Origin of the sequence: Apilactobacillus sp. EABW-1NA, from assembly GCF_030398685.1 — a bacterium.
GTDB lineage: Bacteria > Bacillota > Bacilli > Lactobacillales > Lactobacillaceae > Apilactobacillus > Apilactobacillus waqarii.
This window is the reverse complement of record NZ_JAPDKO010000001.1, coordinates 135896-162220: the sequence shown is the minus strand read 5'-3', so window position 1 is coordinate 162220 and position 26325 is coordinate 135896. Positions and strand designations below refer to the sequence as shown.

At 38.3% G+C, this 26325-nt stretch carries 28 protein-coding genes; 16 read left to right on the top strand and 12 right to left on the bottom strand.

Annotation, left to right across the window (positions count from 1 at the left end):
• The first annotated feature begins 3 nt into the window (after positions 1-3).
• Positions 4-84 (top strand): IS3 family transposase, encoded by an 81-nt coding sequence (locus OEZ61_RS08120; protein ID WP_225349253.1) that lies wholly within the window; start codon positions 4-6, stop codon positions 82-84.
• A gap of 69 nt (positions 85-153) precedes the next feature.
• Here OEZ61_RS08120 and OEZ61_RS00395 read toward each other — a convergent pair whose 3' ends face one another.
• Together OEZ61_RS00395 and OEZ61_RS00390 are read right to left on the bottom strand one after the other, a co-directional pair.
• Positions 154-441 carry a hypothetical protein gene (locus OEZ61_RS00395; protein WP_290046562.1) on the bottom strand — a complete coding sequence of 96 codons (288 nt, stop codon included), beginning with the start codon at positions 439-441 and terminating at the stop codon, positions 154-156.
• Between the two features lie 69 nt (positions 442-510).
• Positions 511-1368 (bottom strand): aldo/keto reductase, encoded by an 858-nt coding sequence (locus OEZ61_RS00390; RefSeq protein WP_141000030.1) that lies wholly within the window; start codon positions 1366-1368, stop codon positions 511-513.
• Between the two features lie 94 nt (positions 1369-1462).
• On the opposite strand from OEZ61_RS00390, the gene OEZ61_RS00385 reads away from it, so the two are divergent.
• Together OEZ61_RS00385 and OEZ61_RS00380 are read left to right on the top strand one after the other, a co-directional pair.
• Complete coding sequence (locus OEZ61_RS00385; RefSeq protein ID WP_290046559.1) at positions 1463-3814, top strand: HAD-IC family P-type ATPase; 2352 nt, start codon at positions 1463-1465, stop codon at positions 3812-3814.
• A 53-nt stretch (positions 3815-3867) separates the two neighbouring features.
• Positions 3868-4365 carry a DUF1836 domain-containing protein gene (locus tag OEZ61_RS00380; protein WP_034530989.1) on the top strand — a complete coding sequence of 166 codons (498 nt, stop codon included), beginning with the start codon at positions 3868-3870 and terminating at the stop codon, positions 4363-4365.
• A 44-nt stretch (positions 4366-4409) separates the two neighbouring features.
• On the opposite strand, the gene OEZ61_RS00375 is transcribed toward OEZ61_RS00380, so the two are convergent.
• Together OEZ61_RS00375 and OEZ61_RS00370 are read right to left on the bottom strand one after the other, a co-directional pair.
• Positions 4410-4982, bottom strand: a complete 573-nt coding sequence (locus tag OEZ61_RS00375; RefSeq protein WP_290046557.1) for a hypothetical protein — start codon at positions 4980-4982, stop codon at positions 4410-4412.
• A gap of 12 nt (positions 4983-4994) precedes the next feature.
• On the bottom strand, positions 4995-5627 hold the full coding sequence (locus OEZ61_RS00370; protein ID WP_290046555.1) for a hypothetical protein: 633 nt from the start codon (positions 5625-5627) through the stop codon (positions 4995-4997).
• Positions 5628-5769: 142 nt separating this feature from the next.
• Here OEZ61_RS00370 and OEZ61_RS00365 point away from each other — a divergent pair, with 142 nt between their 5' ends.
• Positions 5770-6411 carry an HD domain-containing protein gene (locus OEZ61_RS00365; RefSeq protein WP_290046553.1) on the top strand — a complete coding sequence of 214 codons (642 nt, stop codon included), beginning with the start codon at positions 5770-5772 and terminating at the stop codon, positions 6409-6411.
• A 12-nt stretch (positions 6412-6423) separates the two neighbouring features.
• Here OEZ61_RS00365 and OEZ61_RS00360 read toward each other — a convergent pair whose 3' ends face one another.
• Positions 6424-6921 (bottom strand): aminoacyl-tRNA deacylase, encoded by a 498-nt coding sequence (locus OEZ61_RS00360; RefSeq protein WP_034530987.1) that lies wholly within the window; start codon positions 6919-6921, stop codon positions 6424-6426.
• Between the two features lie 118 nt (positions 6922-7039).
• On the opposite strand from OEZ61_RS00360, the gene OEZ61_RS00355 reads away from it, so the two are divergent.
• The 4 genes from OEZ61_RS00355 to OEZ61_RS00340 all read left to right on the top strand — a co-directional run bounded on the left by OEZ61_RS00355 (position 7040) and on the right by OEZ61_RS00340 (position 11363).
• Positions 7040-7603 carry a cadmium resistance transporter gene (locus OEZ61_RS00355; protein ID WP_290046551.1) on the top strand — a complete coding sequence of 188 codons (564 nt, stop codon included), beginning with the start codon at positions 7040-7042 and terminating at the stop codon, positions 7601-7603.
• 11 nt (positions 7604-7614) lie between these two features.
• Positions 7615-7944, top strand: coding sequence for a metalloregulator ArsR/SmtB family transcription factor (locus tag OEZ61_RS00350; protein ID WP_034534118.1), 330 nt, complete (start codon positions 7615-7617; stop codon positions 7942-7944).
• A 67-nt stretch (positions 7945-8011) separates the two neighbouring features.
• Entirely contained in the window at positions 8012-8731 is a 720-nt protein-coding gene (locus OEZ61_RS00345) for a GntR family transcriptional regulator (protein WP_041152844.1), read from the top strand.
• 241 nt (positions 8732-8972) lie between these two features.
• Positions 8973-11363: a phosphoketolase family protein gene (locus tag OEZ61_RS00340; RefSeq protein WP_041152843.1), complete on the top strand. Its 2391-nt coding sequence runs from the start codon at positions 8973-8975 to the stop codon at positions 11361-11363.
• Positions 11364-11439: 76 nt separating this feature from the next.
• On the opposite strand, the gene OEZ61_RS00335 is transcribed toward OEZ61_RS00340, so the two are convergent.
• A complete protein-coding gene (locus OEZ61_RS00335; protein WP_290046549.1) occupies positions 11440-12330 on the bottom strand; it encodes an RluA family pseudouridine synthase in 891 nt (296 codons plus the stop codon).
• An 86-nt stretch (positions 12331-12416) separates the two neighbouring features.
• Between OEZ61_RS00335 and OEZ61_RS00330 the strand changes: the two genes are divergently transcribed.
• On the top strand, positions 12417-12797 hold the full coding sequence (locus OEZ61_RS00330; protein ID WP_290046548.1) for a hypothetical protein: 381 nt from the start codon (positions 12417-12419) through the stop codon (positions 12795-12797).
• An 18-nt stretch (positions 12798-12815) separates the two neighbouring features.
• Positions 12816-13349, top strand: coding sequence for a hypothetical protein (locus OEZ61_RS00325; RefSeq protein ID WP_290046546.1), 534 nt, complete (start codon positions 12816-12818; stop codon positions 13347-13349).
• A gap of 222 nt (positions 13350-13571) precedes the next feature.
• Here the strand turns inward: OEZ61_RS00325 and OEZ61_RS00320 are convergent, their stop codons facing one another.
• Entirely contained in the window at positions 13572-14414 is an 843-nt protein-coding gene (locus tag OEZ61_RS00320; RefSeq protein ID WP_290046544.1) for an SAM-dependent methyltransferase, read from the bottom strand.
• Positions 14415-14624: 210 nt separating this feature from the next.
• Here OEZ61_RS00320 and OEZ61_RS00315 point away from each other — a divergent pair, with 210 nt between their 5' ends.
• Complete coding sequence (locus tag OEZ61_RS00315; RefSeq protein WP_034530975.1) at positions 14625-15953, top strand: ammonium transporter; 1329 nt, start codon at positions 14625-14627, stop codon at positions 15951-15953.
• Positions 15954-15998: 45 nt separating this feature from the next.
• On the opposite strand, the gene OEZ61_RS00310 is transcribed toward OEZ61_RS00315, so the two are convergent.
• On the bottom strand, positions 15999-16430 hold the full coding sequence (locus OEZ61_RS00310; RefSeq protein ID WP_034530974.1) for a helix-turn-helix transcriptional regulator: 432 nt from the start codon (positions 16428-16430) through the stop codon (positions 15999-16001).
• 116 nt (positions 16431-16546) lie between these two features.
• Between OEZ61_RS00310 and OEZ61_RS00305 the strand changes: the two genes are divergently transcribed.
• Together OEZ61_RS00305 and rny are read left to right on the top strand one after the other, a co-directional pair.
• Positions 16547-17500 carry an alpha/beta hydrolase gene (locus OEZ61_RS00305; RefSeq protein ID WP_232347952.1) on the top strand — a complete coding sequence of 318 codons (954 nt, stop codon included), beginning with the start codon at positions 16547-16549 and terminating at the stop codon, positions 17498-17500.
• 172 nt (positions 17501-17672) lie between these two features.
• A complete protein-coding gene (gene rny / locus OEZ61_RS00300; protein ID WP_057197372.1) occupies positions 17673-19265 on the top strand; it encodes a ribonuclease Y in 1593 nt (530 codons plus the stop codon).
• Positions 19266-19322: 57 nt separating this feature from the next.
• Here rny and OEZ61_RS00295 read toward each other — a convergent pair whose 3' ends face one another.
• On the bottom strand, positions 19323-20882 hold the full coding sequence (locus tag OEZ61_RS00295; protein ID WP_290046537.1) for a bifunctional UDP-sugar hydrolase/5'-nucleotidase: 1560 nt from the start codon (positions 20880-20882) through the stop codon (positions 19323-19325).
• A 245-nt stretch (positions 20883-21127) separates the two neighbouring features.
• Between OEZ61_RS00295 and spx the strand changes: the two genes are divergently transcribed.
• Positions 21128-21526, top strand: coding sequence for a transcriptional regulator Spx (gene spx / locus OEZ61_RS00290; protein ID WP_034534086.1), 399 nt, complete (start codon positions 21128-21130; stop codon positions 21524-21526).
• Between the two features lie 64 nt (positions 21527-21590).
• On the top strand, positions 21591-22394 hold the full coding sequence (locus OEZ61_RS00285) for a Cof-type HAD-IIB family hydrolase (protein ID WP_290046532.1): 804 nt from the start codon (positions 21591-21593) through the stop codon (positions 22392-22394).
• A gap of 40 nt (positions 22395-22434) precedes the next feature.
• Here the strand turns inward: OEZ61_RS00285 and OEZ61_RS00280 are convergent, their stop codons facing one another.
• Positions 22435-23397 carry a nucleoside hydrolase gene (locus OEZ61_RS00280; RefSeq protein WP_290046530.1) on the bottom strand — a complete coding sequence of 321 codons (963 nt, stop codon included), beginning with the start codon at positions 23395-23397 and terminating at the stop codon, positions 22435-22437.
• 212 nt (positions 23398-23609) lie between these two features.
• Positions 23610-24389, bottom strand: coding sequence for an alpha/beta hydrolase (locus OEZ61_RS00275; protein WP_051592184.1), 780 nt, complete (start codon positions 24387-24389; stop codon positions 23610-23612).
• 81 nt (positions 24390-24470) lie between these two features.
• Here OEZ61_RS00275 and OEZ61_RS00270 point away from each other — a divergent pair, with 81 nt between their 5' ends.
• Entirely contained in the window at positions 24471-25460 is a 990-nt protein-coding gene (locus OEZ61_RS00270) for an NAD(P)/FAD-dependent oxidoreductase (protein WP_041152830.1), read from the top strand.
• Between the two features lie 4 nt (positions 25461-25464).
• Here the strand turns inward: OEZ61_RS00270 and OEZ61_RS00265 are convergent, their stop codons facing one another.
• Positions 25465-26226, bottom strand: coding sequence for a potassium channel family protein (locus OEZ61_RS00265; RefSeq protein WP_053791421.1), 762 nt, complete (start codon positions 26224-26226; stop codon positions 25465-25467).
• Positions 26227-26325 lie beyond the last annotated feature (99 nt).

The following is a 26325-nucleotide window of genomic DNA, read 5'->3' as shown; positions in this document are numbered from 1 at the left end:
TGGATTGATTATTACAATAATCATCGTATTAAAACAAAACTAGGCGGAAAGTCACCGGTTCAATACCGGAAACTTTCCGCCTAGGAAAAACAATATAATAATGTACAACTTTTGGGGTGCACATCATGGGCGTCTTTTTTGTGGATGTGTTGGTTATTGATTTTTATTTTGACTGCGAGCAATTTCTTCTCGTTTGCGTTGGTTTTCTGCTTTTAGTAGTTCCGTTCTTTGTCGCATTTCTTCGTTTTCAGCTTTAAGTTGTTGAGTCATTTGCCGAAATCTTTCAGTGCTTCTTTTTGTTTCTTCATTTGCTCTTCTTCGTTCATCACGATCGAAGAACAAACTGATTAACCAAACGATGAATAGACAACCATAGACAATCACGTAACCAAATCCGAGGAAAATCCCCATTGCTAGCAAAGCGACAATTATATAACCCATAACCAAAACTCCTTAATATGTATTGTTAGTAAGTAATTATACACTTAGTACAATTACTTACTAATTTTTTTACTTGTGACGAGGGTATTGGTGTTCAATTTCGTAAACAACTTCTGGATCGTCACCAGTACGGAAGTCTTGATTTAAGTCGTCAATTAGCTTCATTTCGTGGTCTGATAATTCAAAATCATACAAATCAGCATTTTCGGCAACTCTTTGTGGAGTGCTGGACTTAGGAATGATTGTGACACCGTTTTGTAAGTGCCATCTTAAGATGATTTGTGCACTGGACTTACCATGAGCCTTAGCAATTTCTTGGATGGTGTCATCGTTTAGAGTAGCACCACGACCCATTGGACTCCATGCTTGGGTTATGATTCCTTCGTCTTCATTGGCCTTTAGCATTGATTTTTGGCTTAGGTAAGGGTGCACTTCGATTTGGTTTACGACTGGCATTTCGTTAGCCTTAGTCTTTAGTAAATCCAAATGAGTTTGGTGGTAGTTACTTACCCCAATTGACTTGACCTTACCGGCTTTCTTGGCGTCTTCAAAAGCTCGCCAAGTTTCAAAGAAGTGTGAACGAACTGGCCAGTGAACTAGTAATAAGTCGATGTAGTCAGTTTGTAGTTTGGCAAGTGATTCATCAATCGCGTCTAAAGTTGATTGGTAACCTTGCTTTGGTTCTGGGATTTTAGTGGTAATAAATATTTCATTTCTGTTAATTTGTAGCTTTTTAATTGAATTACCTAGTAGTTCTTCATTATTATAGAATTGTGCAGTATCGAATAATCGATATCCAGCTTCATATGCGGACTTAATTGCTGCATCCATGCTATCTTGATCAGCTAGTTTGTAGGTTCCAAAGCCTTCTACAGGCATTTGGTTTCCATCTCTTAGCTTGACGGTATCTTTAATTGAGTTAGGCATAATAACGGCCTCCTTTGATTATTTAAGTACCACAATTAATGATAGTCCATAAAAACCAGATAAATCAAATTTTTTACATGTTAGGGGTGTCTTTTTGCAATCACGAATTGACAGTCAAAGGGGACTGACTACCAAACAAGCCAAACGTCTATATGATCAAGGCTTGCATAACACCAAACGGAAGGGTTTTACCAAGACCATTCCACAAATTTTACAGGGAAATGCATTCACATTATTTAACTTTATCAATATCGTTTTGGCAGCAATGGTTTTTTACACTGGCGACTACAAAAACCTATTGTTCTTAGTGATTGCGGTTTCTAACACCATTATCGGAAGTATCCAAGAAATCAGATCCAAACGCCAATTAGATAAGATGGCCATCTTGTCTCAAGGTTTGATTAGAGTCGTGCGCGACGGCCAAATCAAAGAAGTCGAAGATGACCATATCGTCTTAGGGGACGTCTTGTTAATCGGACACGGGGACCAAATTCCAATCGATGGAAAGGTCTTAACCTCAGACTCCCTTCAAGTTGACGAATCACAAATCACCGGTGAAACCAACTCAATTGAAAAGAATCATGGTGACGCCGTTACTTCTGGTAGTGTCGTTTTAAGCGGGAGTGCCAGAATTGTGGCGACCGAAGTCGGTGAGGATACATTCGTTAATAGAATGGAATTTGAAGTTAGTCGTACCAAGAAGGATTCCGACAGCAGGATGTTAAAGACCATCAACAAGATTATTAAGTGGCTAACATTTGTGATTGTGCCACTGGGTGCTTTGTTGTTGTACACCAAGATTATGCGTGGGGATGACATCGACCAAGCGATGCTGGGAACTGTTGCTGCGATGATTGGAATGATTCCAGAAGGACTGGTTCTATTGTCATCAGTTACACTGGCGGTTTCGGCTGCCAAGTTGGCGCGCCACAAGGTCTTAGTGCGTGAACTACCAGCGATTGAAACGTTGGCGCGTGTTGACACCATCTGTTTGGATAAGACTGGGACGATTACATCTGGCAAACTCAAGTTTGAGGATGTACTACCTTTTAACAATCATTCCAGGGATGAATTAAAACACGTCTTAGGTAGCTTGGTATATGCGTTTGAAGACGATAACGAAACATCTTCAGCTATCAAGCAAGCAATCGCAAATCCTAACGTGAATGTCGTAAAGAGTTTTCCATTTTCTTCCGACAAGAAGTGGAGTGGGGTCGATACCGATGAAGGTAACTTCATCATGGGTGCACCTCAGTTCATTATCGAAAACATGAGTAAAGAAGTTTCAGACACCATTAGCGACTATGCTAACCAAGGATACCGTGTCTTGGCATTGCTACAAAGTCACAAGGATTTAACCGAAGATTTAGACGATGCAGAATTACTAGGGTTAATTCTAATCAGTGATGAAATCAGATCGGACGCGAAGAGCACTCTTCAATACTTCGTTGAACAGGGAGTTAGTCTAAAGGTGATTTCAGGTGATGATCCTAAGACCGTTAGTGCGATTGCTAAACGAGTGGGGCTAAAGGACAGCGACAAGATTGTCGACATGACTGAAGTTCCGTTTGACGCTGATTACCAAGAATTGGTAAAGGATAACGCGGTCTTTGGCCGTGTGACCCCACAACAAAAGAAGCGCTTAATCCGTTCATATCAATTAAACGGTAATACCGTCGCCATGACTGGAGACGGGGTTAACGATATGTTGGCGATGAAACAAGCCAACTGTGGAATTGCGATGGCTTCCGGTAGTGAAAGCACCAAGGGAATTGCCGACTTCGTTTTGATTAACTCGAACTTCTCAGCAATGATCGATGTCCTAGCCGAAGGACGCCGTGTTATCAATAACATCGGAAGTGTGGCCTCGCTATACTTGATTAAGACGATGTTCTCATTGTCATTAACCATCTTGTTTATGTTTAGCATTCACAGCTACCCATTCCAACCAATCCAATTGACACCAATCAACACCTTTATGGTTGGACTACCATCCTTCCTATTGGCGTTGGCACCTAACTATCAAAGAGTTACCAACCAGTTTAGTACCAAGATATATAACATTGCGTTGCCAGCAGCGATGACGATTGTCGGCTACGTCGTGTTGATTATCTACATTGGAAAGGCATTCCACTTTGGTTTCGTTCAAAGAGCGACAATCAGTGTCTTGGTTACCGGATTCATCTACTGGATTGCCTTGTTTAAGGCATCACGTCCACTTAATAAGGTGAAGTTATCCATCATTGTGCCATCAATCGTGATATTTGCGGCCATCTTCTTATTCTTCCCATCGTTATTTTCACTGGTGGATGTATTTACGATGCCAATCTTCATTCCAGCTGCACTTGTCGTTGTGACTGCAGTACCAGTATTTATCGTGATGTCATCAGTCGTTCGTCGCATCTTGATTAAGATTAACCCAGAAAAATTTGACGACTCCATTTAAGCTAGTATATAAAACTACTTGATGTGGTATAATAATGACATTGAGGTGATCTAATGAACAGCAAATATACCAAGTGGCAGGACCAAATGAAAGAAGTTACTTTGCCAAAATGGGAAGAACTTCCTAAGTTTGATTTATACATGGATCAGCTAGTGGCCGTTGTCAACGAGGCGATTGGACCACTAGGGATGGATACTGTAACTAAGTCCATGGTCAATAATTACGTAAAAAACAAGGCGACATTTGCGCCGGTTAAAAAGAAATATCAAACTGTCCACGTGGCAGACATTATAATTATCAGTCTATTGAAACCAGTCTTTTCAATTAAGGACATCAGACGTGGAATTGACGAAATTACTAAGCAACAATTTCCTAAACAAGCCTATGATGAATTCATTGAAATGTTGGTTCAAAAGCTACACCATATCGCAGACGGCAAGTCAGTCGCTAACAATGATTCAGAAATTGAACAACTATTAAGTTCAATTGCGGATACAATTGTTAACCGTTTGATTGCTAATGAAATCTTTGAAGATATGATTTATGAATAATAAAAAAGGCATCCTACGTTTGTAGGATGCTTTTTGTTTAGATTTTATTGTAAGTATCCGTAGTTGAAGTGCGGAAATTTCTTATGAGCATATTTCTTTGCTAATTTATCTGTTCTGAAGTAATGGTATGATTGTCTAGGTCCACCAGCGGCAGAGGTCAGAACTACATTGTGATTAAATTTATGAACATTTAAAAATCCAGGTGCACTATCACCATCCATGTTAAGAGTAACCATTTTTAACCATTTGTAATGTAAGGCATGTGTATATGTTCCTACATAGTAATTTGAATATCTTGCGCCATCATTTGCATCAAGAGCAGCTTTGATTTGTTTCTTAGTTAAAGGCTTATGCAGTGTGCTTTTAACTGTATATGTGCCACCATAATCAGAGATGGTTGATTTAATAGAATGTTTAGTGATGACTAGCTTAGATTTAAATTTACCATAAAAGTTCGTTCTAGAATACCAAGTACCACGCATGTTTTTTGGGATTGTAAGAATGATCTTTTCTTTATTTCGAGCTTTCGCATTAGCGCTAGTTGAATTGCTAAAGTTAAATGCGGTGAATGCCAGAACTGCAACTAATGATACTAAAACGTATTTAAATTTTTTCATATCAATTCTCCTTTAGAATACTTCATAGGTGAAATAGTAACCATTGCTACTATTGAAATCTTTGTGATATTTAAATCCTTTGAATTTCTTACCTTGAATTTGTTTAGCTAATTTTTTTGTTTTTGTGAAATGCAATGGTCCTAAAAATGGATCATGTTCTGATCTAACCTTTTGAATGTATGAAAGAACTGTGTGACCATTCACTTTAGATACATTTACCATTCCCATATGTTGCCCGCTTTGATAGAGCCTTTGAATTATGTATAGCCATTTATGACCATCTTTTTTGATATAGTGTCCATGAACTGAATCAATAGCGGAGGTGTATTTTTTAAATCTCTTTTCAGAATTACCGTAGTTTGAAACGTAACCCAACTGCTTATTAGTAAGTGGCTTCCTTAATTTGAAAATCAAATGTTTGTTATATTTTTCACCATGGTTTAATTCCTCAAAACCATCTTTAGTGATAAAGATTCTAGATAAACCGTACTTCTTGGTATATGCATACCAAGTACCGCGCATAGATTTAGGAAAGGCTGTTACGTACTTTGTCTTGGCACTGGCAGTGTGATTTTGGTTTGCACCATAGATTGCGAATGTCATGACTGCTAATGTAGCAATCAAGGCTAAGCGTATTTTTTTCATATTATCCCCCCAGATAAAATATAAATTAATAATAAAATAATTATGATTTAATTATACATAAAGATTTATAAAAAACGTTTTTGAAGAAAAATATTCTTAAATAATATAAAATGAACTATAAATAAACAGTGGGGTAAATAGAATGATGAAAATTAATCATTTAAAGCAATATGTAAGTGAACAACTAGTCAACGACACTACCGGACACGACTACACCCACATTCAACGAGTGGTTGCATTGGCCAAGACAATTTGTGAAAAAACAGAAAACGCTGATTTATTAATTGTCTTAACTGCTGCATACTTACACGACGTGATTGACGACAAGTTAGTCGACGATACATATGACAAACAAAAAGAGGTGCAATCCAAGTTAGTACAACTGGATTACACCTCAGCACAAATTGATGAAGTGATGGATATTATCACGCACATGTCTTACAGTGCGAACCTAAAACATCACTATGAATTATCGATTAATGGGCAAATCGTCCAAGACGCCGATCGACTAGATGCGATTGGCGCAATTGGCGTTGCCAGGGCTATGTACTTCGGAGGTCATTTTGGTGATACCATCTATGACCCCGAACAAATGCCTCGCAATGATATGGACAAAAGTCAATATCGTGAGCATACAACGGTCATTAATCATTTTTATGAAAAGTTATTCAAATTACCTGATTTAATGAATACGCCGGCTGCCAAAGAAATGGCGGACAGACGTAATCAATATATGCACGATTTTGTGAGGGAATTTAAGGATGAATGGCAAGGCATTCACTAATTAGATACGTAATTACTTTACGATATCAACGAAGTGACCGTGAACTAAGTTAACTAAGTCAGTTGCATCTAGTTCAACGGAGCGACCAACTTGTCCGGATGATACCAGAATTTGCCCTTGGCGCTTAGCTTCGTTATCAATGTAGATAGGGTAGTGGAACTTTTCATAGATTCCAACAGGTGTGTTTGCACCATGGACATACCCAGTGGTCTTCAATAGGTCCTTTAGTGGAACCATGTTGACCTTCTTATTGCCAGATTCTTTGGCAAGTCTCTTTTCGTCTAAATGTTGATCCAAGGGCACCACGCCAACAACTGGACCAGTTTCTTTACCTTCAAGCACTAATGTCTTGTAGATACGATGTTGATCCATGTCTTCTTCGACTTCTAGTTGAGCGACGTTATTTTCGTCGTGTGTTGCGAATTGGTGTTGGATATAAGAAATGTTATTTTTATCAAGAATTTGTTCGACTAATGTCTTATGAACTTTATTTTTCTTCTTTTTTCCCATTTCAAAATCACCTCGGTAATCATTTTAGCATAGAATTGACAACCGATTAACGTTAATGTATTATATACCGAAAATGATATATATCTAAAAAGGTATATTATGAAATGGGGAATATGATATGAATTGGTTATTAATTTTAATTACGTTTTTAGGGGTGAATCTAGATTTCTTTTTCATCCTCCTTCTATTGTTGAAAAAGCATAAACTAGGTTCAGTTATGATGGGGTATTTAATTGGACTATGGGTACTACTAATCATAAGTTTCAGTGTTGGTCAAATCCTAGACCGTTTTCTACCGGAATGGGTATTAGGTTTGCTGGGAATTCTACCTATCTACATGGCGTTGAAGGATGAAGACGAAGATGCAAAAGATGTGAACCACAAGTCACCAGTCGTGATTACATTAGTTACATACCTATCAGTATGTGCGGGATGCAACCTGGCATTATTCTTACCGGTATTATCCACTATTAGTGCGATTCAAATTATGGAAGTGATTGCAGTCCTAACTGCTTTATCAATTCTAGTGATTTTGATTATCAAATGGATAGGTAACATTAAACCAGTCAATGATTTGATGGAAAGATACGGCGAGATTTTGACAAAGGTTGTCTACATCGGTGTCGGAATCTATGTATTGTTTGATAGTGGTTTAATTGCCCACGTAATTTCTTGGGTCTAGGGGATGTTTAAATGCAGGATAAAATGAAAATCATTGAGGAAGTCGCAGCCATCTACAAGGTGTTGAGTAATGAGCGCAGAATTTTAATCATTACTTCCTTGATGGATGCGGACAAATCATTAAGTGTTAATCAGATTTGCGAAGAGACTAAACTCGATCAACCGGTGGTTTCAAAACAACTTGGTATCCTATATAAGTATCAAATTGTTTGTAAGGAAAAAGTTGGGACCAGCGTGTTATACGGTGTCGACGATCCGCACGTCGTAGAGATGATTTCGGACATGATTCAACACGTTAAACATGAGATGGTGGGTAAACCACATCCAAAGAATTTATTTTAATTTTGCAAAGTTAACGTGATAAATCTGTTATACTGATTTTTAGAAAATTAATCGCAAGGAGTAGAAAATGGCTGATTTAGTTTACAGGAGAGTGTCATCCGACTTAAAGCAAAAGATAGTCGATAACAAATTTCCTAACAAGCGCTTGCCCGACGAGCGAACATTAAGTGAGACATACCACGTAAGCCGCAGTTCAGTGAAACGGGCGTTGAAAGTGTTAGCTGATGACGGCATTATTTTCAAAAAACGTGGTTCAGGGACTTTTATTAATCCACTATTTATGAAGAATAAGACTATTTTTCATTATGAAGGTTCTAACCTAGGGATTACTGACAGTATGAAGAGTCAGGGAAAAGTTCCCAAGATTAAGCTATTGAGTTTCAAGGTTGTGCCTGCCAGCAAAGAAATTCAACAAGACTTATTCTTAGCCGACGGAGATTTCGTGTACGAAATTCAACGACTTCGTTTGTTTGATGACAAACCGTTCATGATAGAAACAGGATACATTCCAATTAAGATTGCTCCTGAACTAACACAAGAGATTGTTGAAAAGTCCATCTTTAACTATGTTGAAGACACGATCAACAAGAGTGTCACACGTTCATTCTTATCAATCTTGGCTAGTCCATCGAATGAACAAGATCAAGAACTACTTAATCTAAAACCAACCGAACCAGTTGGTGTCATGGAAGGGATTTTCTTCCTAGATGACGGGACTCCATTTGAGGTCTCAAACATGCGTCTGCACTATCAATATTTGCGTTACAATACTTTCGTTATGGTGTAGAAATTTAATACAAAAAAGTTATGAAAATCATTGGACTATTATCAAAAAATCGTTCATAATAATGACGATGTAATAATGGTTTAATTGCAATGAAGAAATTGGACCGTATCAATTTGCAAAAAGGTTGACTTTTTGTGAAAAGTCTTTATTATATTCATTGTAATTAAAATTATCGGGCGTAGTCTGATGATTTTTCCATTATTAATTTCAATAGTTTTTATTTTAAAAGGAGTGTTAATTAATGGCTCAAGATTTCGATTCCAAGCAATACTTGGAAGAATTAGATAAATACTGGCGTACTGCTAACTACTTATCAGTAGGTCAACTATATCTAAAAGATAACCCATTATTAAAGAGAGAATTAACATCAAGTGATGTTAAAGTTAAGCCTATCGGTCACTGGGGTACTATCGTATCTCAAAACTTTATTTACGCACATTTAAACCGTGTTATTAACAAGTATGACCTAAACATGTTCTACATTGAAGGTTCAGGTCACGGTGGCCAAGTTATGGTATCTAACTCATACATTGATGGTAGTTACTCAGACATTTACCCAAACATCTCACAAGATGAAAAGGGTATGGCTAAATTATTCAAACAATTCTCATTCCCTGGTGGAGTTGCATCACATGCTGCCCCTGAAACTCCAGGTTCAATTCATGAAGGTGGAGAATTAGGTTACTCACTAGCCCACGGTGTTGGTGCTATCTTTGATAACCCTGATGTAATTGCCGCTGTTGAAATTGGTGATGGTGAATTAGAAACTGGTCCTCTAGCTGCAAGTTGGTTCTCAGACAAGTTTATCAACCCAGTTAAAGATGGTGCCGTTCTACCAATCATTAACTTAAACGGTTTCAAGATTTCTAACCCAACTATCATGGCTCGTATGTCAGACCAAGAAATTACTGACTACTTCAAGGGTATGGGCTGGAAAGCTTACTTCGTTGAAAACGAACAAGACTTCGATGATCACATGGCTTACCACGAAAAGATGGCTAAGGTTATGGACGAAGCTGTTCAAGAAATTAAAGACGTACAAAAGAATGCACGTGAAAACGAAACTGCTGACACTGCTAAAGAACCAGTATGGCCAGTTATCGTTGTTAGAACTCCAAAGGGTTGGACTGGTCCTAAGTTTGACTTAGACGGTAACCCAATTGAAAACTCATTCCGTGCTCACCAAATCCCAGTTGATGTTTCATCAGACAAGATGGAACACGCTGACTTAATCGTTAACTGGTTGAAGTCATACAAACCAGAAGAACTATTTAACGATGATGGTACTATCAAGGATGACATTAAGGCTCTAGCACCTAAGGGTGACAGAAGAATGTCAGTTAACCCTATTACTAACGGTGGTATCGATCCTAAGCCACTTATCTTACCAGACGTTAAAGAATTTGCTGTTGACGTTAAGACTCCAGGTGAAACTGTAGCCCAAGATATGGCTGTATGGAGTAACTGGTTAGGTGCCGTTATGAAGGCTAACCCAGATAACTTCCGTGCATTTGGTCCTGATGAATCAATGTCAAACCGTCTATTCGGTGTGTTTGCTGAAACTAACCGTCAATGGATGGAAGACATCATGGAACCAAATGACCAATACGTAGCACCAGAAGGTCGTTTAATCGATTCACAACTTTCAGAACACCAAGCTGAAGGTTGGCTAGAAGGTTACGTATTAACTGGTCGTCATGGTTTCTTCGCAACTTACGAATCATTCGGTCGTGTTGTTGACTCAATGTTAACTCAACACTTCAAGTGGTTACGTAAAGCTGCTGACCAACCATGGAGAAAGAAGTACCCATCATTGAACTTTGTTGATACTTCAACTGTATTCCAACAAGATCACAATGGTTACACTCACCAAGATCCAGGTATGTTAACTCACTTAGCTGAAAAGAAACCAGAATTCATTCGTGAATACTTACCAGCTGATGCTAACACATTATTAGCTGTTGGTAACGTTGCTTTCGCCAGCCAAGAAAAGATTAACTTAATCATTACTTCAAAACACCCACGTCCACAATGGTTCTCAATTGAAGAAGCTACTAACCTTGTAAACAATGGTTTAGGTTACATCGACTGGGCTTCAACTGACCAAGGTCAAGAACCTGACGTAGTTATTGCTGCTGCTGGTACTGAACCAACTTGGGAATCACTAGCTGCTATCTCATTACTACACGACGAATTCCCAGAAATGAAGATCAGATTCATCAACGTTGTTGACTTCTTGAAACTACGTTCACCTAAGGTTGACCCTCGTGGTTTAACTGATGAAGAATTTGACCGTCTATTCACTACTGACAAGCCAGTTGTATTCGCATTCCACGGATTCGAAGGTCTTGTTAAGGATGTATTCTTCGATCGTCACAACCACAACGTTCACGTTCACGGTTACCGTGAAAACGGTGATATCACTACACCATTCGACATGCGTGTATTGAACCAACTAGATCGTTACGACCTAGCTAAGGAAGTTGTAAACGACATTCCAGAATACTCTGTTAAGGGTGCATCATTCGTACAACGTATGAACGACATGGTTGACAAGCACAACGCTTACATCCGTGAAGTTGGTACTGACTTACCAGAAGTTAACGAATGGCAATGGAAACCATTAAAGTAATTAGATAATTTATCTGATTTACTTATGGTCAAACCATAAAGAAAAGAACCGTATCTTTTGATACGGTTCTTTTTGCTTACATAAATTTTCTAAACGAATCGGGAAGTGGCGACTCAATCTCGATTTGATCCATATAATAAGGTCTAATTAGCGTTAACTTCCAGGAATGAAGTAGCATATCATCATTGTCTGAATTAGGGTTATACAAAGGGTCGCCCACAATTGGGTGACCAATGGATGCTAAATGGACCCTAAGTTGATGGGTGCGCCCAGTATGCAGCGATAATTCGACCAAAGATTGGTTGTCAGTGGTAGATTGCACCATGTAGTCGGTTTTTGCCTGAAGCGGTTTGATACCATCAATTTTTCGTTTGCGTTTATCATCTGGGTCAAAACCAATTGGTTTATCAATTGTTCCAGTGGGTGGAGTGATGATGCCATCTGTCCATGCCAGGTAGTTTCGATGGATAATCTTATCCTTGATTAGACGAACCAGAATTGGGACAACCGCAGGATTCTTACCGACGATGATTGCGCCTGATGTGAATTGATCCAAACGGTGAATCATAAACGCGTGTTGGTTGGTTTCATTAAGGTAGGCCTCACAGAAGTTCAATAGTGTGTTGGTTTCACCGGGTTGATTAGGGTGGGTCTTGAACCCACGTGGTTTATTGATCACCAATAAATCTGCATCTTCGTATAAAATGTCTAGTTTGATTGAATCGTCAGGGATTAGGTTTTGTACCGGTAGTGAAAAATCATCCTCAATAAATGTGAGGTGAATTTTATCGCCGTTTTTAATCGCGAAATTCATGGGTAGATACTTGTTGTTGACCAAGACACGTTCATTGGTCCTCAAAGAGAAGATGAGGTGCTTAGGGATTAATAATTGCTTCTGTAGGTATTCTCGCAAAGATATTTCCTCTTTACTGCTTGAAACGGTTAGTTTATATTCCCATTTTTGCATTTTTTCACCTCTTTTAGTCAAATGTGTTACTATATTTAGTCGAGTTGTGATAAGGTGTAAATAGTAATTTTAAACCGGAGGGCATTATGGATAAAAAGATTATCAGCCTTTGGAGTCTCTTATCACTAGTAATGTTTATTATATGTGATTTTTTAATGGGTGAAAATGCCCAAGAGCTAATCAAGACAATTATCGTTGCCACAGTATTATATCTACTTCTAATTATAGGTGGTTTACTTAAGTGGCGTCTAGCTTACCACTTCCTATTATTCGTTGTGGGTATCTATACTTTAGCAATGATTAGAATTGTATTTATTTTTGCGACCCAAAGCCATAGTGGTGTTTCAGTACTGGCAGTTGTATTTGCGGTACTAGGAATTATTGTGAACTTATTGTGGTATCGAATCGCCGCAAAACAAATTAAAAGCGACTACGTAAGAATCGTGAAAAAGAATGTAAAAAAATAAGATAGGTGTTTTAATAATATGGAAATGGATGCACAAAAATTTATTGATGATGTAACTGCTGAAAACTTTGAAACATACTCAGCTGAAGTATCTTTAGCAGATTTGAAGAAGGATACTGCAAAGGCATTTCAACCATTGATGGAATTCATGGAAGAACAAGTAAACAGCGGCCGTTTGGCTTCTGCATTACTACAAGTGAAGGGCGAAGACATTAGTTTTTACCTACAAAACAACATCGTGAACTTACCATTTAGATACATCAAGAATATCTCAAAGATGATGAGTGATGAAACTAACTGCCCACTAAACGTCTACATGTTCGTAGAATCACCTGATGTGAACCGTTCAAAGATGCGTATTGATGAATTATCATCACAAGACGACTTTGCGGTTAACGCAGATTTAAGCGCTAAATTGGGTGCATGGGCTAACGACCAACTTGCTGCAATCGAAGAAAATCAAAAGATTGAACAAGAAGATGCCGAAAAGACAGATAAGAAAAAGTCAGCTGCTAAGAAGAAAACTACTAAAAAGACTACCAAGAAAAAATAGTCTAAATTAATCTTATGTGTTATACTACTTGTTGCGATGAGTCGAGGAGATCGCGCAACTACGGTTGTATTCACAAGATGTGATTAAGCGATATTTTCGAAGGGGACACATTATGCGGACGTAATTCGCGTGTCTGATATGTTGGTGATGTGAACACCACTTATCCGTCTACTTAGTAGATGCCAAAAAGAGCGTAACTTCATTTGAAGTTACGCTCTTTTTTTATTTAACTAAGTATAGTTCATCTTCAATTAAATCAAATGGTTTGTGGTGACGGTTTAAGTTTTTAACGTCATCGTTTTCGATGAATTCAGCGCTGTCCCAGAATTGTTTAGAATCTGTGGCACCATATTTTTCACCAATGGCGATTAGTGGAATATCCTTACCTGATTCACGGATGGCTGATAGTAACTTCCAGTCGATATCGACACCATCAGGTGACCAGCACATGATGATGTAGTCGATGTCGTTCTTGTACTTATTGAAGGCATCGATTGCGTCTAAGGATTCAACATCGGTAACTAGGTGCTTACCGGTTTCATTTTCCTTTTTCCATGCCAGGTTGTCGGTACAAATAACATCAGCGCCGTTTTCACGTAATCCCTTTGAGATGTATCCATTTCCGGCCATTACTTCCAATGCCTTTTTACCCTTTAAGAACTTGGCGATGTCATTGGTGAATGGGGCAGAGATGTATGCCCACATACCGTATTGTTCTTCTAGGTAGTCGCGGAATTCACGCAGGTCTTGATCTAGTTTAGGTAATTGATCGACGAATTGGTTCCAGACGGCATCTCCCTTAGGATCGCCCATTGGGTATTTTTCGTTCACGTAGGAGAAGATGGTGTCTTGGATGTCGTCTGGTAATAATAATACCGGTAAGTCCTGTGGCAATTGGTTTTGTTGCAATAAACGGTCCGCTTCTAAAACGTTATTGATTAAATATTTAATATCAGAAAAATCACTGAATAGGTCATAGTACTTCTTCATTCTTTCGATGTATGAAGGTTTACGGGTGATTTTTTTATTTTTCTTCATTTTCTTGAGTAGTTTCTTTTTATCCATTGTCTAACTCCCTTGAGATGGTTAATTATTATTTTATGGGAAAACCGATATGAATGCAAAAAGCGGGTATTATGTTATATCATGTAACATAATACGCCGTTATTTTGGATTTGAATTCAAATTAAAGACAATTAACCCTGTACTTATTTAATTTTAATGCTATAATATGTTACATGATATAACATTATAAGGAAATGAAGGTAGATATTGATGGATTTAGCAAGTACTGGATTTGTTTTTATTTCAAGTATTTTAGTTCTGTTTATGACACCGGGTCTAGCATTCTTCTATGGGGGCCTAGTTTCAAAGAAAAACGTTGTTAACACTACCATGTCAGTATTCATTATGACAGGTTTAGCGGTTATTCTTTGGGTTGTATTTGGTTACAGTCTTTCATTCTCAGGTGATATAGGTGGATTTATTGGAAACCTAGCCCATCCATTTATGAATGGAATTGATCTTACATCACTAACACCAACTAAGATTCCAGTAAGCATTTACTCAATCTTTGAAATGATGTTTGCGGTTATCACTCCAGCGCTATTCGTTGGTGCGATTGTTGGTCGTATTCGTTTCAAGTTCTTATTATGGTTTGTAATCCTATGGTCAATTATCATTTACTACCCAATGGTACACATGGTATGGTCACCAACTGGATTCTTAGCAAAGCTAGGTACTTTAGACTTTGCTGGTGGAACTGTCGTACATATTAATGCAGGGGTTACTGCGTTGGTATTATCAATTTACCTAGGTAAGCGTCTAAACTTCGGTAAAGAAACTAAGCACTACAACCTTTCATGGGTATTGCTAGGTACTACCATTCTTTGGATTGGTTGGTATGGTTTCAACGCTGGATCAGCTCTAGGTGTCAACAATGTCGCAATGCAAGCTACCATGACATCAACTGTTGCTGCCGCAACTTCAATGATGGTATGGATGCTATTAGACATGCACTTTGTTGGAAAGCCACAATTAGGTGGTATCTGTACTGGTACACTTTGTGGACTTGTTGGTATCACTCCAGCAGCTGGTTTCGTAACTATCGCCGGTGCTTTTGCAATCGGAATTGTTGCTACTCTAGTAAGTTACTTCTACGTAAACGTGCTAAAGGCTAAAGTAGGTGCCGATGACACACTTGATGCATTCGGTTGTCACGGTGTTTCAGGAATGGTCGGAAGTATCATGACTGGTTTATTTGCTACTAAGGCGGTAAACAGCTCAGTTGTAGACAACGGTCTATTCTACGGTGGTGGTTTCAAGTTATTCCTAACTCAAATTATCGCTACTTTAGTAACAATCATCTTCGTTGCAGTGGCTTGCGCAATTATTATTTCACTACTAAAACTAGTAATGCCAATGCGTGTAACTGAAGAAGAAGAAAGAGCCGGACTAGATATCGTAGAACACGGTGAAGCTGCCGATTACATGGTTTCATACGGTGAAACTGGTAAGGATCATAGCAAGGATATCGAAGTTAACGCCGACGAGTTTAAGGGGCAAATTAACCACTTAGACAATCCAAATCTACCAAAAGATTAAAAATATTAATTACGAAAAAAACTCCAGAAAATATTCTGGGGTTTTTTACATTTTATAATCATCAAAATTTAAATTAAGTTCTTCTTGGTATGCTTCTGGTTGTTCACCGTCTTCTAAGTATTGACGGTCCTTGCCATGAAGATAACCATTGATAAGTTGATATACTTCGTATCGATCTTGTTGATCCAAAGTGTGGTTACCAAAGGTTAGTTCATTTTTTTCCATCAAGACGCTACCTAGATTAAAATGTTCAACAGAAGTTCTTCCTGTCAAATAATCCATGCTGACGTTGAAGTACAATGCCAGTTTTTTGATTTCGACATAGGAAGGTGAACGAATCCCGCGTTCCCAATTACCAATTTGTGAAGGGGTATTTTTGTGTTCATCTTCTGGAAATCTTTCGTTTAGATTGTTTGCAAGTTGGTTCATACTGATATGTTGCCCTTTACGAAGAGCTCTTAATCGAATCGGAAACATTTACAACACCTCTACGCATATTATAACCGAAAAAGCGTCAAATTGGCGGGTAGTTGCTTTTTATTTATTGAAACTCTATACTCGAATTATTAAATACCGAAATGGAGAGCACTATCTTGAAAAAGAAAACCAAAATTTTATTAGCGACCGTGATTACTTTAATCGTATTAACGGTCGTTGGTTTTGTGAGTGCGGGGATGTACTTCTACAACGTTGCCGTGGTTCCTTCACACAAGACCTTTTTAAGTAACGATAAAATTAAGAAGAATTCACCACTATATGCGGGTACCAAGTGGTACTACAACGTCAAAAAGATTCACTGGACCCAAAAGTCTGCGACCGGTAACTTAAAGCTGGTAGCTAACTACATTCCAGCCGATAAGAAGACCAACAAGACCGTAGTCATTGCTCACGGTTACATGGGAAGTAAGGAAAAGATGGCTCCTTATGCCTACATCTTCCATCAAATGGGTTACAACGTTTTAACTCCCGATGATAGAGGCCAAGGCCAAAGTGAGGGTAACTACGTTGGTTACGGTTGGCCTGATCGTTTAGATTACATTAAATGGATGAAAAAAGTCATCAAGTACCAAGGGCCAAAGACCGAGATTGTGATGTTTGGTGTCAGCATGGGGGGAGCTACTACCATGATGGTATCAGGTGAAAAAGACGTTCCACACCAAGTTAAGGCATTTATTGAAGACTGTGGTTACACCAGTGTTTCTGATGAAATTAATTATGAAGCCGGTCAACTTTACCACATGCCAGCATTTCCACGTTGGCCATTGGTTCCAATTCTAAGTGGAATTACCCACGTTAGAGCCGGATACAGCATGTACGAAGCTTCGTCACTAAATCAAGTGAAGAAGAACCATCGTCCAATGTTATTCATCCACGGAGCTGACGATAAGTTTGTACCAACTCGCATGGTTTACCCACTATACAAGGCTAGCAAGGGTCCCAAACAATTACTAGTTGTTAAAAATGCAGCCCATGCAGCTTCATATGAAACCAATCCAAAGTTGTATGTTGATACAATTAAGGGATTTTTGAACAAATATTTTAAATAATATTAAGGGCGTTAGATGTTGAATCTAGCGTCTTTTTCGTAATTTTAAAAACTTTCAGTGTATCAAATAGGGGGTTAAATGTTATTATAGATAGTGTGTAATAACACCATCAAACAATACGTTTAATATTCGTTAAAAAAATAACTAAAAAAATCAGAAAGGAGGACGCTTTTTGATTGAACTAGCCGCATTAGTATTTTTAATTGCTGGTGCTTTATTAGGGTTTTGGGTTAGTGATATGCGCATCAAGGGTCAAGTTGACGCCGCCAAAAGCAAGGCCGAACAACATCTTCAAAAGACCGCTGATGATACTGCCATTAAGGCTAAGCAAATTATTGCCGATGACAAAGAAGACATTATGCAATACCAAAAGATTGCAGACGATGAAATCGAATCTCAAAAAGAAGAAAACATCACTCGTGAAAACCGTTTGAACCAACACGAAAAGTACTTGGAACAAATGAAGAACCGCCTAACTAAATATACTAATGATTTAAATGAACGCAGCGATGAACAAGCTAAGGTCCAAGATGATATCGATGACGTCATGCACCAAGCCGAAGACATTTGGCAACAACGTGAATTGACGCTTCAATCAATCAGTCATATCGACAAGAACTATGCTCGTCACGCTGTGTTGAATCATACCGAAAACGCTCTTCGTCGTGAAAAAGACATCGAAGTTAAGTACAACTTGTCCGAAAGCAAGGTTGCCGCTAACAAGATTGCTAATGACTTAGTAATCGAAGCCATTCAAAGAGGCCCTAGGGATGAACCTAGAAGTCACATTGAAAGAAACATTGCCTTGCCAAGTAGCGACATCAAATCCAAGTTAATTGGTAAGGATGAACAACATGTTCGTCTACTACAAACCCTAACTGGAACTGATTTAATCTTTGATGAAGACTACCCATTACTACTTCACATTGTTACTCATGATCCAATTAGAAGAGAAATTGCTCGTACAACTATTGAAAGTCTAATTATTTCTCGTCACTTTACCAACAGCAACATCGAGTATCTGGTTAATACCACTACCCAAAAGGTAAACGCAGCTTTACGTGAAACCGGTGAAACAGTTGTTCACTCACTACACGTTGGACGTGTTCATCCTGACTTGATGAAGATTATTGGTAAGTTGAAGTTTAGAACTAGTTATGGTCAAAACGTTTTATACCACTCAATTGAAACTGCTCAATTGACCGGTGCTTTGGCTGCTGAATTAGGTTTGAATACCCAATTAGCCAAGCGTGCTGGATTACTTCACGATATTGGTAAAGCCATTGACCACGAAGTTGGTGGTACCCACGTTGAACTAGGGGTAAAACTAACTGAGGCCTTTGGTGAAAATGAAGTTGTAGTTAACTCAATTGCTTCTCACCACGGTGACGTTGAACCAACTGACCCAATCGCCATTCTAGTTGCCACTGCCGACGCCATTTCCGGTGCACGTCCAGGAGCTAGAAGTGAATCAATTGAAGAATACGTCAGTCGTTTACGTAACCTAGAAAACATTGCTAACCAACACAAGGGTGTACGTGATAGTTATGCAATCCAAGCTGGACGTGAAATCAGAATTATTGTAAATCCTGAAATGCTAAATGATGATAACAGTAAGTTATTGACTAAGCACGTTAAGGATCAAATTCAAGATGAATTGACTTATCCAGGTAAGATTAAGGTTACTACCATTCGTGAACTAAAAGCTGTTCAATACGTTGGTAAGAATAAGAAACGCAATCATAATACAGTTAAAGAAGCTTAATGCTATTATTGTTAAACTAAAAAGAGTCCCAAAACATGAAGTTTTGGAACTCTTTTTTTATGGTCTGTAGATGACCTTGAAGTTATGATTGTTTTCTGCCTTAATGGTCTTGTGTTCTCTTAAGTAATCAGCAATTAATTGGCTCATCATGCGATCATCAGATTTGATAATCTTGTCTTGAGAAAACATTTGGTAGTTTCCACCACCGACGGCACGATAGATGTTTAACACGATTTTTAATTCGGCGTCGTCATCGATTGGCTTGCCATGGTAGGTTAAGTCTTCGATGCGATGACCAACTGGTTTAGCGACGTTAATCACGTAGTCGACACCTTCATACATATCGTAGTTATAGTGTTTTAGCTTAGGGAAGATGTAGTCATGGTTCACCCCAATCTTACCGTTTTGATAATCAAAGTACTTCGCGCTAGTTTCCATGGCGGCCTTTAATTCGGCACCGGTAATCTTTAGCACGGATAGACTGTTAGGGTAAACGTAGTTAGTGATGATATTTCTCATTGTAATCGGATTTTCAAAACCGTGAGCTTCATCATTAAATAGGGCGGTTGCCGAAATATCGACTCCCATAGTTTGCATCTGAATGTTTTGAATGAACTGGATGAAACTAGTCTTGTGTAGACGGGCTTCAAAGGCGTTATCAAAGTCCATTGAACCTTCGATATGAGCCATTGGTTCATCTAACCACTTGTTGATTTGTTCTTGAATGTCGTTCAACTTATCGGCGATTTCATGATCAACAGGGTACTTCTTAGTCGGAATTAATTCAGATTCACTTGATTGCACAAAGTATTTACCGTTGTCATCTTGTTGAACATCTAATTCAATGTGACCGATGTATTGGCCTCGATGACCTGGTTGAATGATTGGCACACCCAATAGGTGACCGGCAATCTTTCTGTGTTGGTGACCGGTGATAATGGCATCGACACCTTTAACGTGCGCTAGGATGTCGTATGTTTCGTTTTCACCGTTTAAGACTTCGGTTGGGACACCTTCTTCATCTCGTTCGATTCCGCCATGATAAACGATGACGTTTAAATCGGTTTTTTCGGCCATTTCAGGGATGTATTTGGCTGCGGTGTCCTTGGCAGAAAGAAAGGTTAGACCGGCTAAATGGGAGTTCTTTTCCCATTTAGTGGTGCCTTGGGTGGTTAGACCTAAGAATCCGACTTTCACACCATTAATATCTTTAATTTCATATGGGTTACCAAATGGGTGGTTACCGTCTTGATCGATAATGTTGGCACAAAGAAAATGGCGAGTGCTCTCATTTATGGTGTTGTGTAAGTATGATAGTCCGTAATTAAACTCATGATTTCCTAATACTCCAAAATCATAATCAACAGCATTAAATGTGTCGTTAATTTGTTTCGGTGCGGATTGTTTTTTGATTTCGGCAATGTAATAAGCTAGTGCTGAACCTTGCAAGAAATCTCCATTATCGATGGCTACGACGTTATCCAGCCTGGTTCTGAGATCCTTAATTGCTGTAGCACAACGAAGCATCCCAAAGGGTTTATCGTCCTTTAAGTTTACATAGTTAGTTGGGAACAAAAAGCCGTGTGTATCACTTGTCTCTAAAAGATTTATTTTCATCGAGCCACCCCCATCTTAAATTGTTATGATTCTTCCGTTTCTTTTGTTGTGTATATTTTATCACTTTTTTTAAAATGAAAAATTAAGATTTGATTAACATTTACCTATTCTTAATAAAAATTTAAATTGATTTATCTTATAGGTATGTTAAGATAATTACAGTTAATTGTATTTACATTTAGTAAGTACTACTAACCTAACCATAATTGTTTTTATAAAAATTAAGCGATTAAGGGGTGATATAAATGTTGAATCTTTACGTAGCACCAAGTAGTGCATCCAGTCGTAAAGCCAGAGCCTGGTTAAAGGGCCACGATATTGCTTTCCGCGAAAGAAATATCAATTCTAACCCATTGAATGCGGACGAAGTAAAACAAATCTTACGTCTTACTGAAAATGGGAGCGAAGACATCATTTCAACAAGATCCAAAATTTTCAAGAAGCTAAACATCGATTTTGATAGCTTGTCACTATCAGATTTGGTAGATTTAGTTGTCAAGTATCCAGACCTTATCAAACGTCCTATTGTGTTTGATGACAAACGTTTGGAAGTTGGGTACAATGAGGAAGAAATTCGTCGTTTCTTACCCCGTTCCATTCGTGAAACTGAACTAAAAGAATTAGAATCACAGTTGGAAGCTTAATATTTTAGAGTGACGGCATTACTTTGTAATGTCGTTTTTTTATTCACTCAAAAGGAGTCACATTATGATAAAAATGATTGCACTGGACTTAGACAATACACTATTGAATTCAGCAAAAGAAATTAGTGATGAAAATGTTTCAACACTACAAAAATTACATAAAAAAGGAATCGCCGTTGTCCTATGTACCGGTCGTCCGATTAATGCGGTTTGGCCATATGTAAAACAACTGGAGCTAACTGAAGAAAATGATTACACCATCACTTTCAACGGTGGCATGGTAATTCGAAACCATGATCAAAAGGTGCTAAATCAAAAGGGACTAACCTTAGATGACTTTTCATTGATTCACCAATACGCATTGGATAACGATTTACCATTGGACATCTTAGACTTTGAAAAGGTTTATGAATTAACCGACTTGGTCAAATCAACCTATAAGGAAGTCTTGAATTCACCACTTGAATTCGTTCCAATTGATTTCAAGAAATTAGATGATAAACCATACAGTAAGGCTATCATGTCAGAACAAATTGCGACATTGGATAATGCGCGTGCTAATTTCCCTTCAGAAATTACTGACCATTATAAAATCGTCCGTTCTCAGCCCAAAATCATGGAATTTTTGCCATTAAACATGAGTAAGGCTTACGGTTTAAATATCTTGTTAAAGCACTTAGAAATGGATTTTTCCAATCTGATGGCATTTGGTGATGCAGAAAATGATTACGAAATGATTGAAGCTGCCAATGTCGGGGTTGCGATGGGCAACGCCTCCGATGAAATTAAGTCAATTGCCACAGATGTGACCGTCGATCACAATGACGATGGAGTCGCAGTATTCTTACACAAATACTTTAATGAATAAATAAAAAAGGACTTAAACCAGAAGTTTAAGTCCTTTTTGTTTACTTGTTGTTTGCGAATAAGTAGTTCAAGTATTCCATAAATGTCTTTAGGTAACGCTTCTCATCTACTTGGATAGCAACACTTGCAGTAGGGTTTGGATCGTCTAGGTGAGCAGTATCACCGGTAGTACGTCCGTAGTTTAATTCACCAGTGTGAACCAATAGGTCTAAGTCCAATGTTTGAACGAAGCTTGGGTCACAAGCAACACCAACGGCTAATGGGTCGTGTAGTGAACAACCACCTAGGTGTGGGTACATTTCATCGTAAATATCGATGTAGTAGTCAACGATATCAGCGAACTTTTCACCAGCAACAGTACCTAAGTCACGCCATTGTTGAGTTTCTTTTTTAGTTAGAAGAGTTCTTAATGTAACGTCTAGACCAACCATAGTATCGTGTAGTGGGCTTCTGAATACTTCGTTTGCAGCAGTTGCATCTTGGTTGATGTTTGCTTCAGCAGCATCAGAAACGTTACCAGGAACAGTCAAAGCACCACCCATTAGAGTAACGTTACCGATTAAGTCGGCAATTGATGGGTCCTTACGTAGTGCTAAGGCTAGGTTGGTAAGTGGACCAGTAGGGATGATTGTTAAATCTTTACCGTACTTGTGAGCGGCTTCGATGATGAAGTCGACACCAGATTGTTCTTCCACTTGGCGGCTACTTGCTGGTAATTCAACTTCACCAACACCGTTAACACCATGAATATGAGCTGAAACTTCCATTACTTCGAAACTGTCAGTTTCTAGTGAATGTGGTTCACCTTCAAATACTGGTACGTCAGTAGCACCTAATAGGTCTAGAATTTCTAGTGAGTTCTTAGCGGCTTGTTCTACCAATACGTTTCCGTATGAGTTAACAACACCTACTAAATCGGCGTTAGGGGCAGCGACAGCGTAGGCGATAGCCATTGCGTCATCGACACCTGTATCAACGTCTAAGATAATTTTTTGCTTTGCCATAATGAAAAACCCTCCCAATATTAATTCCCCTCACGGATCTTTGTCCGTGAACATTTTTCATTAACTTTAATTATATGGGCTTTTCGTCCAAAATAAAAGGGGATACTAAGAAGTTTTTAAGGAAATGATATATAAATACGAACAAATTTAACAAAAATTAGAAATTTGTTAATAAAAAATCTCGACTTATAAACGAAATCGAGATTTGGTTGCTAGTTTCTAAATAGGAATTCAGCAATTGTTTTATCCAATGTTGGGTTTTCGTGTAACATTGAATGTTCAGCAGAAATTGGATCTCCACGGTATAGGTAGAATTGGTAGCTCTTAACGTAAGGCTTAACTAGTTTACCCATTGGTTTAACGATATCAACGGCTTCTTCACCATCGGTACCAACGTTGTAAATTTCACCAGCAATGTTAAAAATCTTTAGGTTACGTGGTAAGTTCTTAGCACGTTTGTCACCAGCTGGGTAGTCGTTGGCGATACTTACGAACTTGTTAATCTTAGGAGCGTTCTTTTGGTTAGGGTTTCTAACCATGTATTCGTAGGCGATTTGACCACCTGATGAATGTCCTAAGAAGTTAACTGATTTAATGTGATAAGTCTTGTATAGGTAAGTCATCACGTTCTTCATTTGTTTAGCTTCTTTGATTGGGTGAGTGTTGTCTTCAAAGATTAATTGAACTAATGGGTTGTCAGCTGAAATCTTCTTGACATATTTCTTCATGGTAGTAACCTTACCCTTACTAGAAATATGAATACGAAGAGCACGCTTAGCAATGCCATGATCGTTGAATTGATTAATGAAGTCATCGGTTGAAACGGCGTTACCACCATAACCGGGGATGAAGATAGTTGCAGTTCTTGTCTTATCTACCTTCACATCATTTAGGACACGACCTCTGAAAATCCATGAGGTAGTGATGAATAGGGCAATTGCTTCAATAATCAAAACAATCCCAATGATAATTTTTCTGCGTTTGCTGTGCATAATTGTTCTTCCTTTGCTAAAGTATAATTATAAGATACATAATATATTAAATAACACCAAAATAAAAGGAGTTAAAATAAAATGTCAGATGAAATCTATGATATTACGATAATTGGAGGAGGTCCCGTTGGAATGTTCGCCGGTTTTTATGCCGGACTACGTACCGCCAAATTCCAAATCATCGAAAGTCTTTCAGAACTAGGGGGACAAGTAAATGCATTATATCCAGAAAAAACGATTCTAGATATCCCAGCCTATCCTGCGATTTCAGGTCGTGATTTAGTGGCTAACTTGAAGAAACAACTTGCCACCATGGATGGTGACATTAAGTTGAATCAAACAGTAGTCAACGTTGAGAAAGACGACGACGTTTTCAAGGTTACCACAAATAAGGGAATTACCAAAACTAAAGCCATCGTTGTGGCGGTTGGTAACGGAGCATTTAACCCACGTAAACTAAGCGCTGATGGTGTCGAAACAATCTCAGACCAACAACTAGTATACACCGCTTCGGACCTAGATGCCTTTAAAAATAAAAAAGTTTTAGTCGCAGGTGGTGGTGATTCAGCAATCGATCAAGCACTAATGCTAGAAGATATTGCCGATGAAGTCTACTTGTTGCACCGTAGAAACGAGTTTAGAGGACTAGAACACACCGTTAACTTATTGAAGCAATCAAGCGTCAAACTAGTTACTCCTTACTTGATTAAGTCATTAGAAAACGTGGACAACAACCAAGTTAGAGTCCACGCTAAGAAGATGAAGACAGATGATGAATTCATCGATATTGATGTTGATAAGATTCTGGTAAATTACGGCTTCATTTCTAATAATAAAGACATGCAAGGCTGGAATGTAGATATCGAAGAAGACCACCATGCCACAAAGGTTGATGGCAATCTTCAAACTAATATCAAAAACATTTATGCCGTGGGTGATCAAGCCAAATACGATGGTAAACAAACTATCATCGCGACTGGATTCGGTGAAGTTCCAATCACAATCAATGCGATTATGAACGACCTATACCCAGGAAATCGAGCACCAATTCACAGTACTCAATTATCATAAAAAACTATTTTTTCTTAGCATCCTTTGATGGGGTGCTATTTTTTTTGACCGTCTTTTCAAGACTTTGAACTTCCTTAGTCAAAGCTTCGATTTGTTTGGTTAATTGATCGATTTTATCGTCTGTTTCGTCCTTATCTCCATGGGTGAAGAAGTCGGTAATAGTAGATGTCAACAAACCAATAAAACCAATTCCACCGAACATTAGGAATGCGGCAATTAGTTTACCACCAGCAGTTTGGGGAGAAATATCACCGTAACCAACGGTAGTGGCGGTTGTAATTGCCCACCATAATGAAGTGGATAAATCATGTTGTTCGAAGTGTGAGTAAATCAAAGCACTGAAGATTAAAATCACGATACTGATTGAGAATAGGTAGATAAAACCAGTGTCGTAAATGAAACGGTGGATTCCACCGGTCACTTTTCCGTCCCAACCAAATTTCCAGAATAGGTTGTAGTGACGGACGATTCTAATCACACGGTATAGACGAAATACCACGAAAATCGGATGGGCTGGAATTAGTGAAATCAAGTCCAACGATGTTTCTAATAAGAATTGCTTGTGGTTCTTGGCCAATAGAAAGCCGGATATGTAATCAATAATGTAAAAGATCCAGATACCATAGTAGATATTTCCTAAAATACCATGATAGATGTTGATAACGCCGAAGTAGTCTAGACCGACCATCGCAACGGATGAAACGGCGATGAAAATAATAAACAGACTATAAATCAATTCGACGGTTTTATTTTTAAATTGTTTCATTATTTCAACTCACTTTTTCTCTATCTCTTAATCCAATTATAATCATTTTACCTTTAAGTTAGTTTAAAGCAAACAAAAAACGACCAATCTTTCGATTGG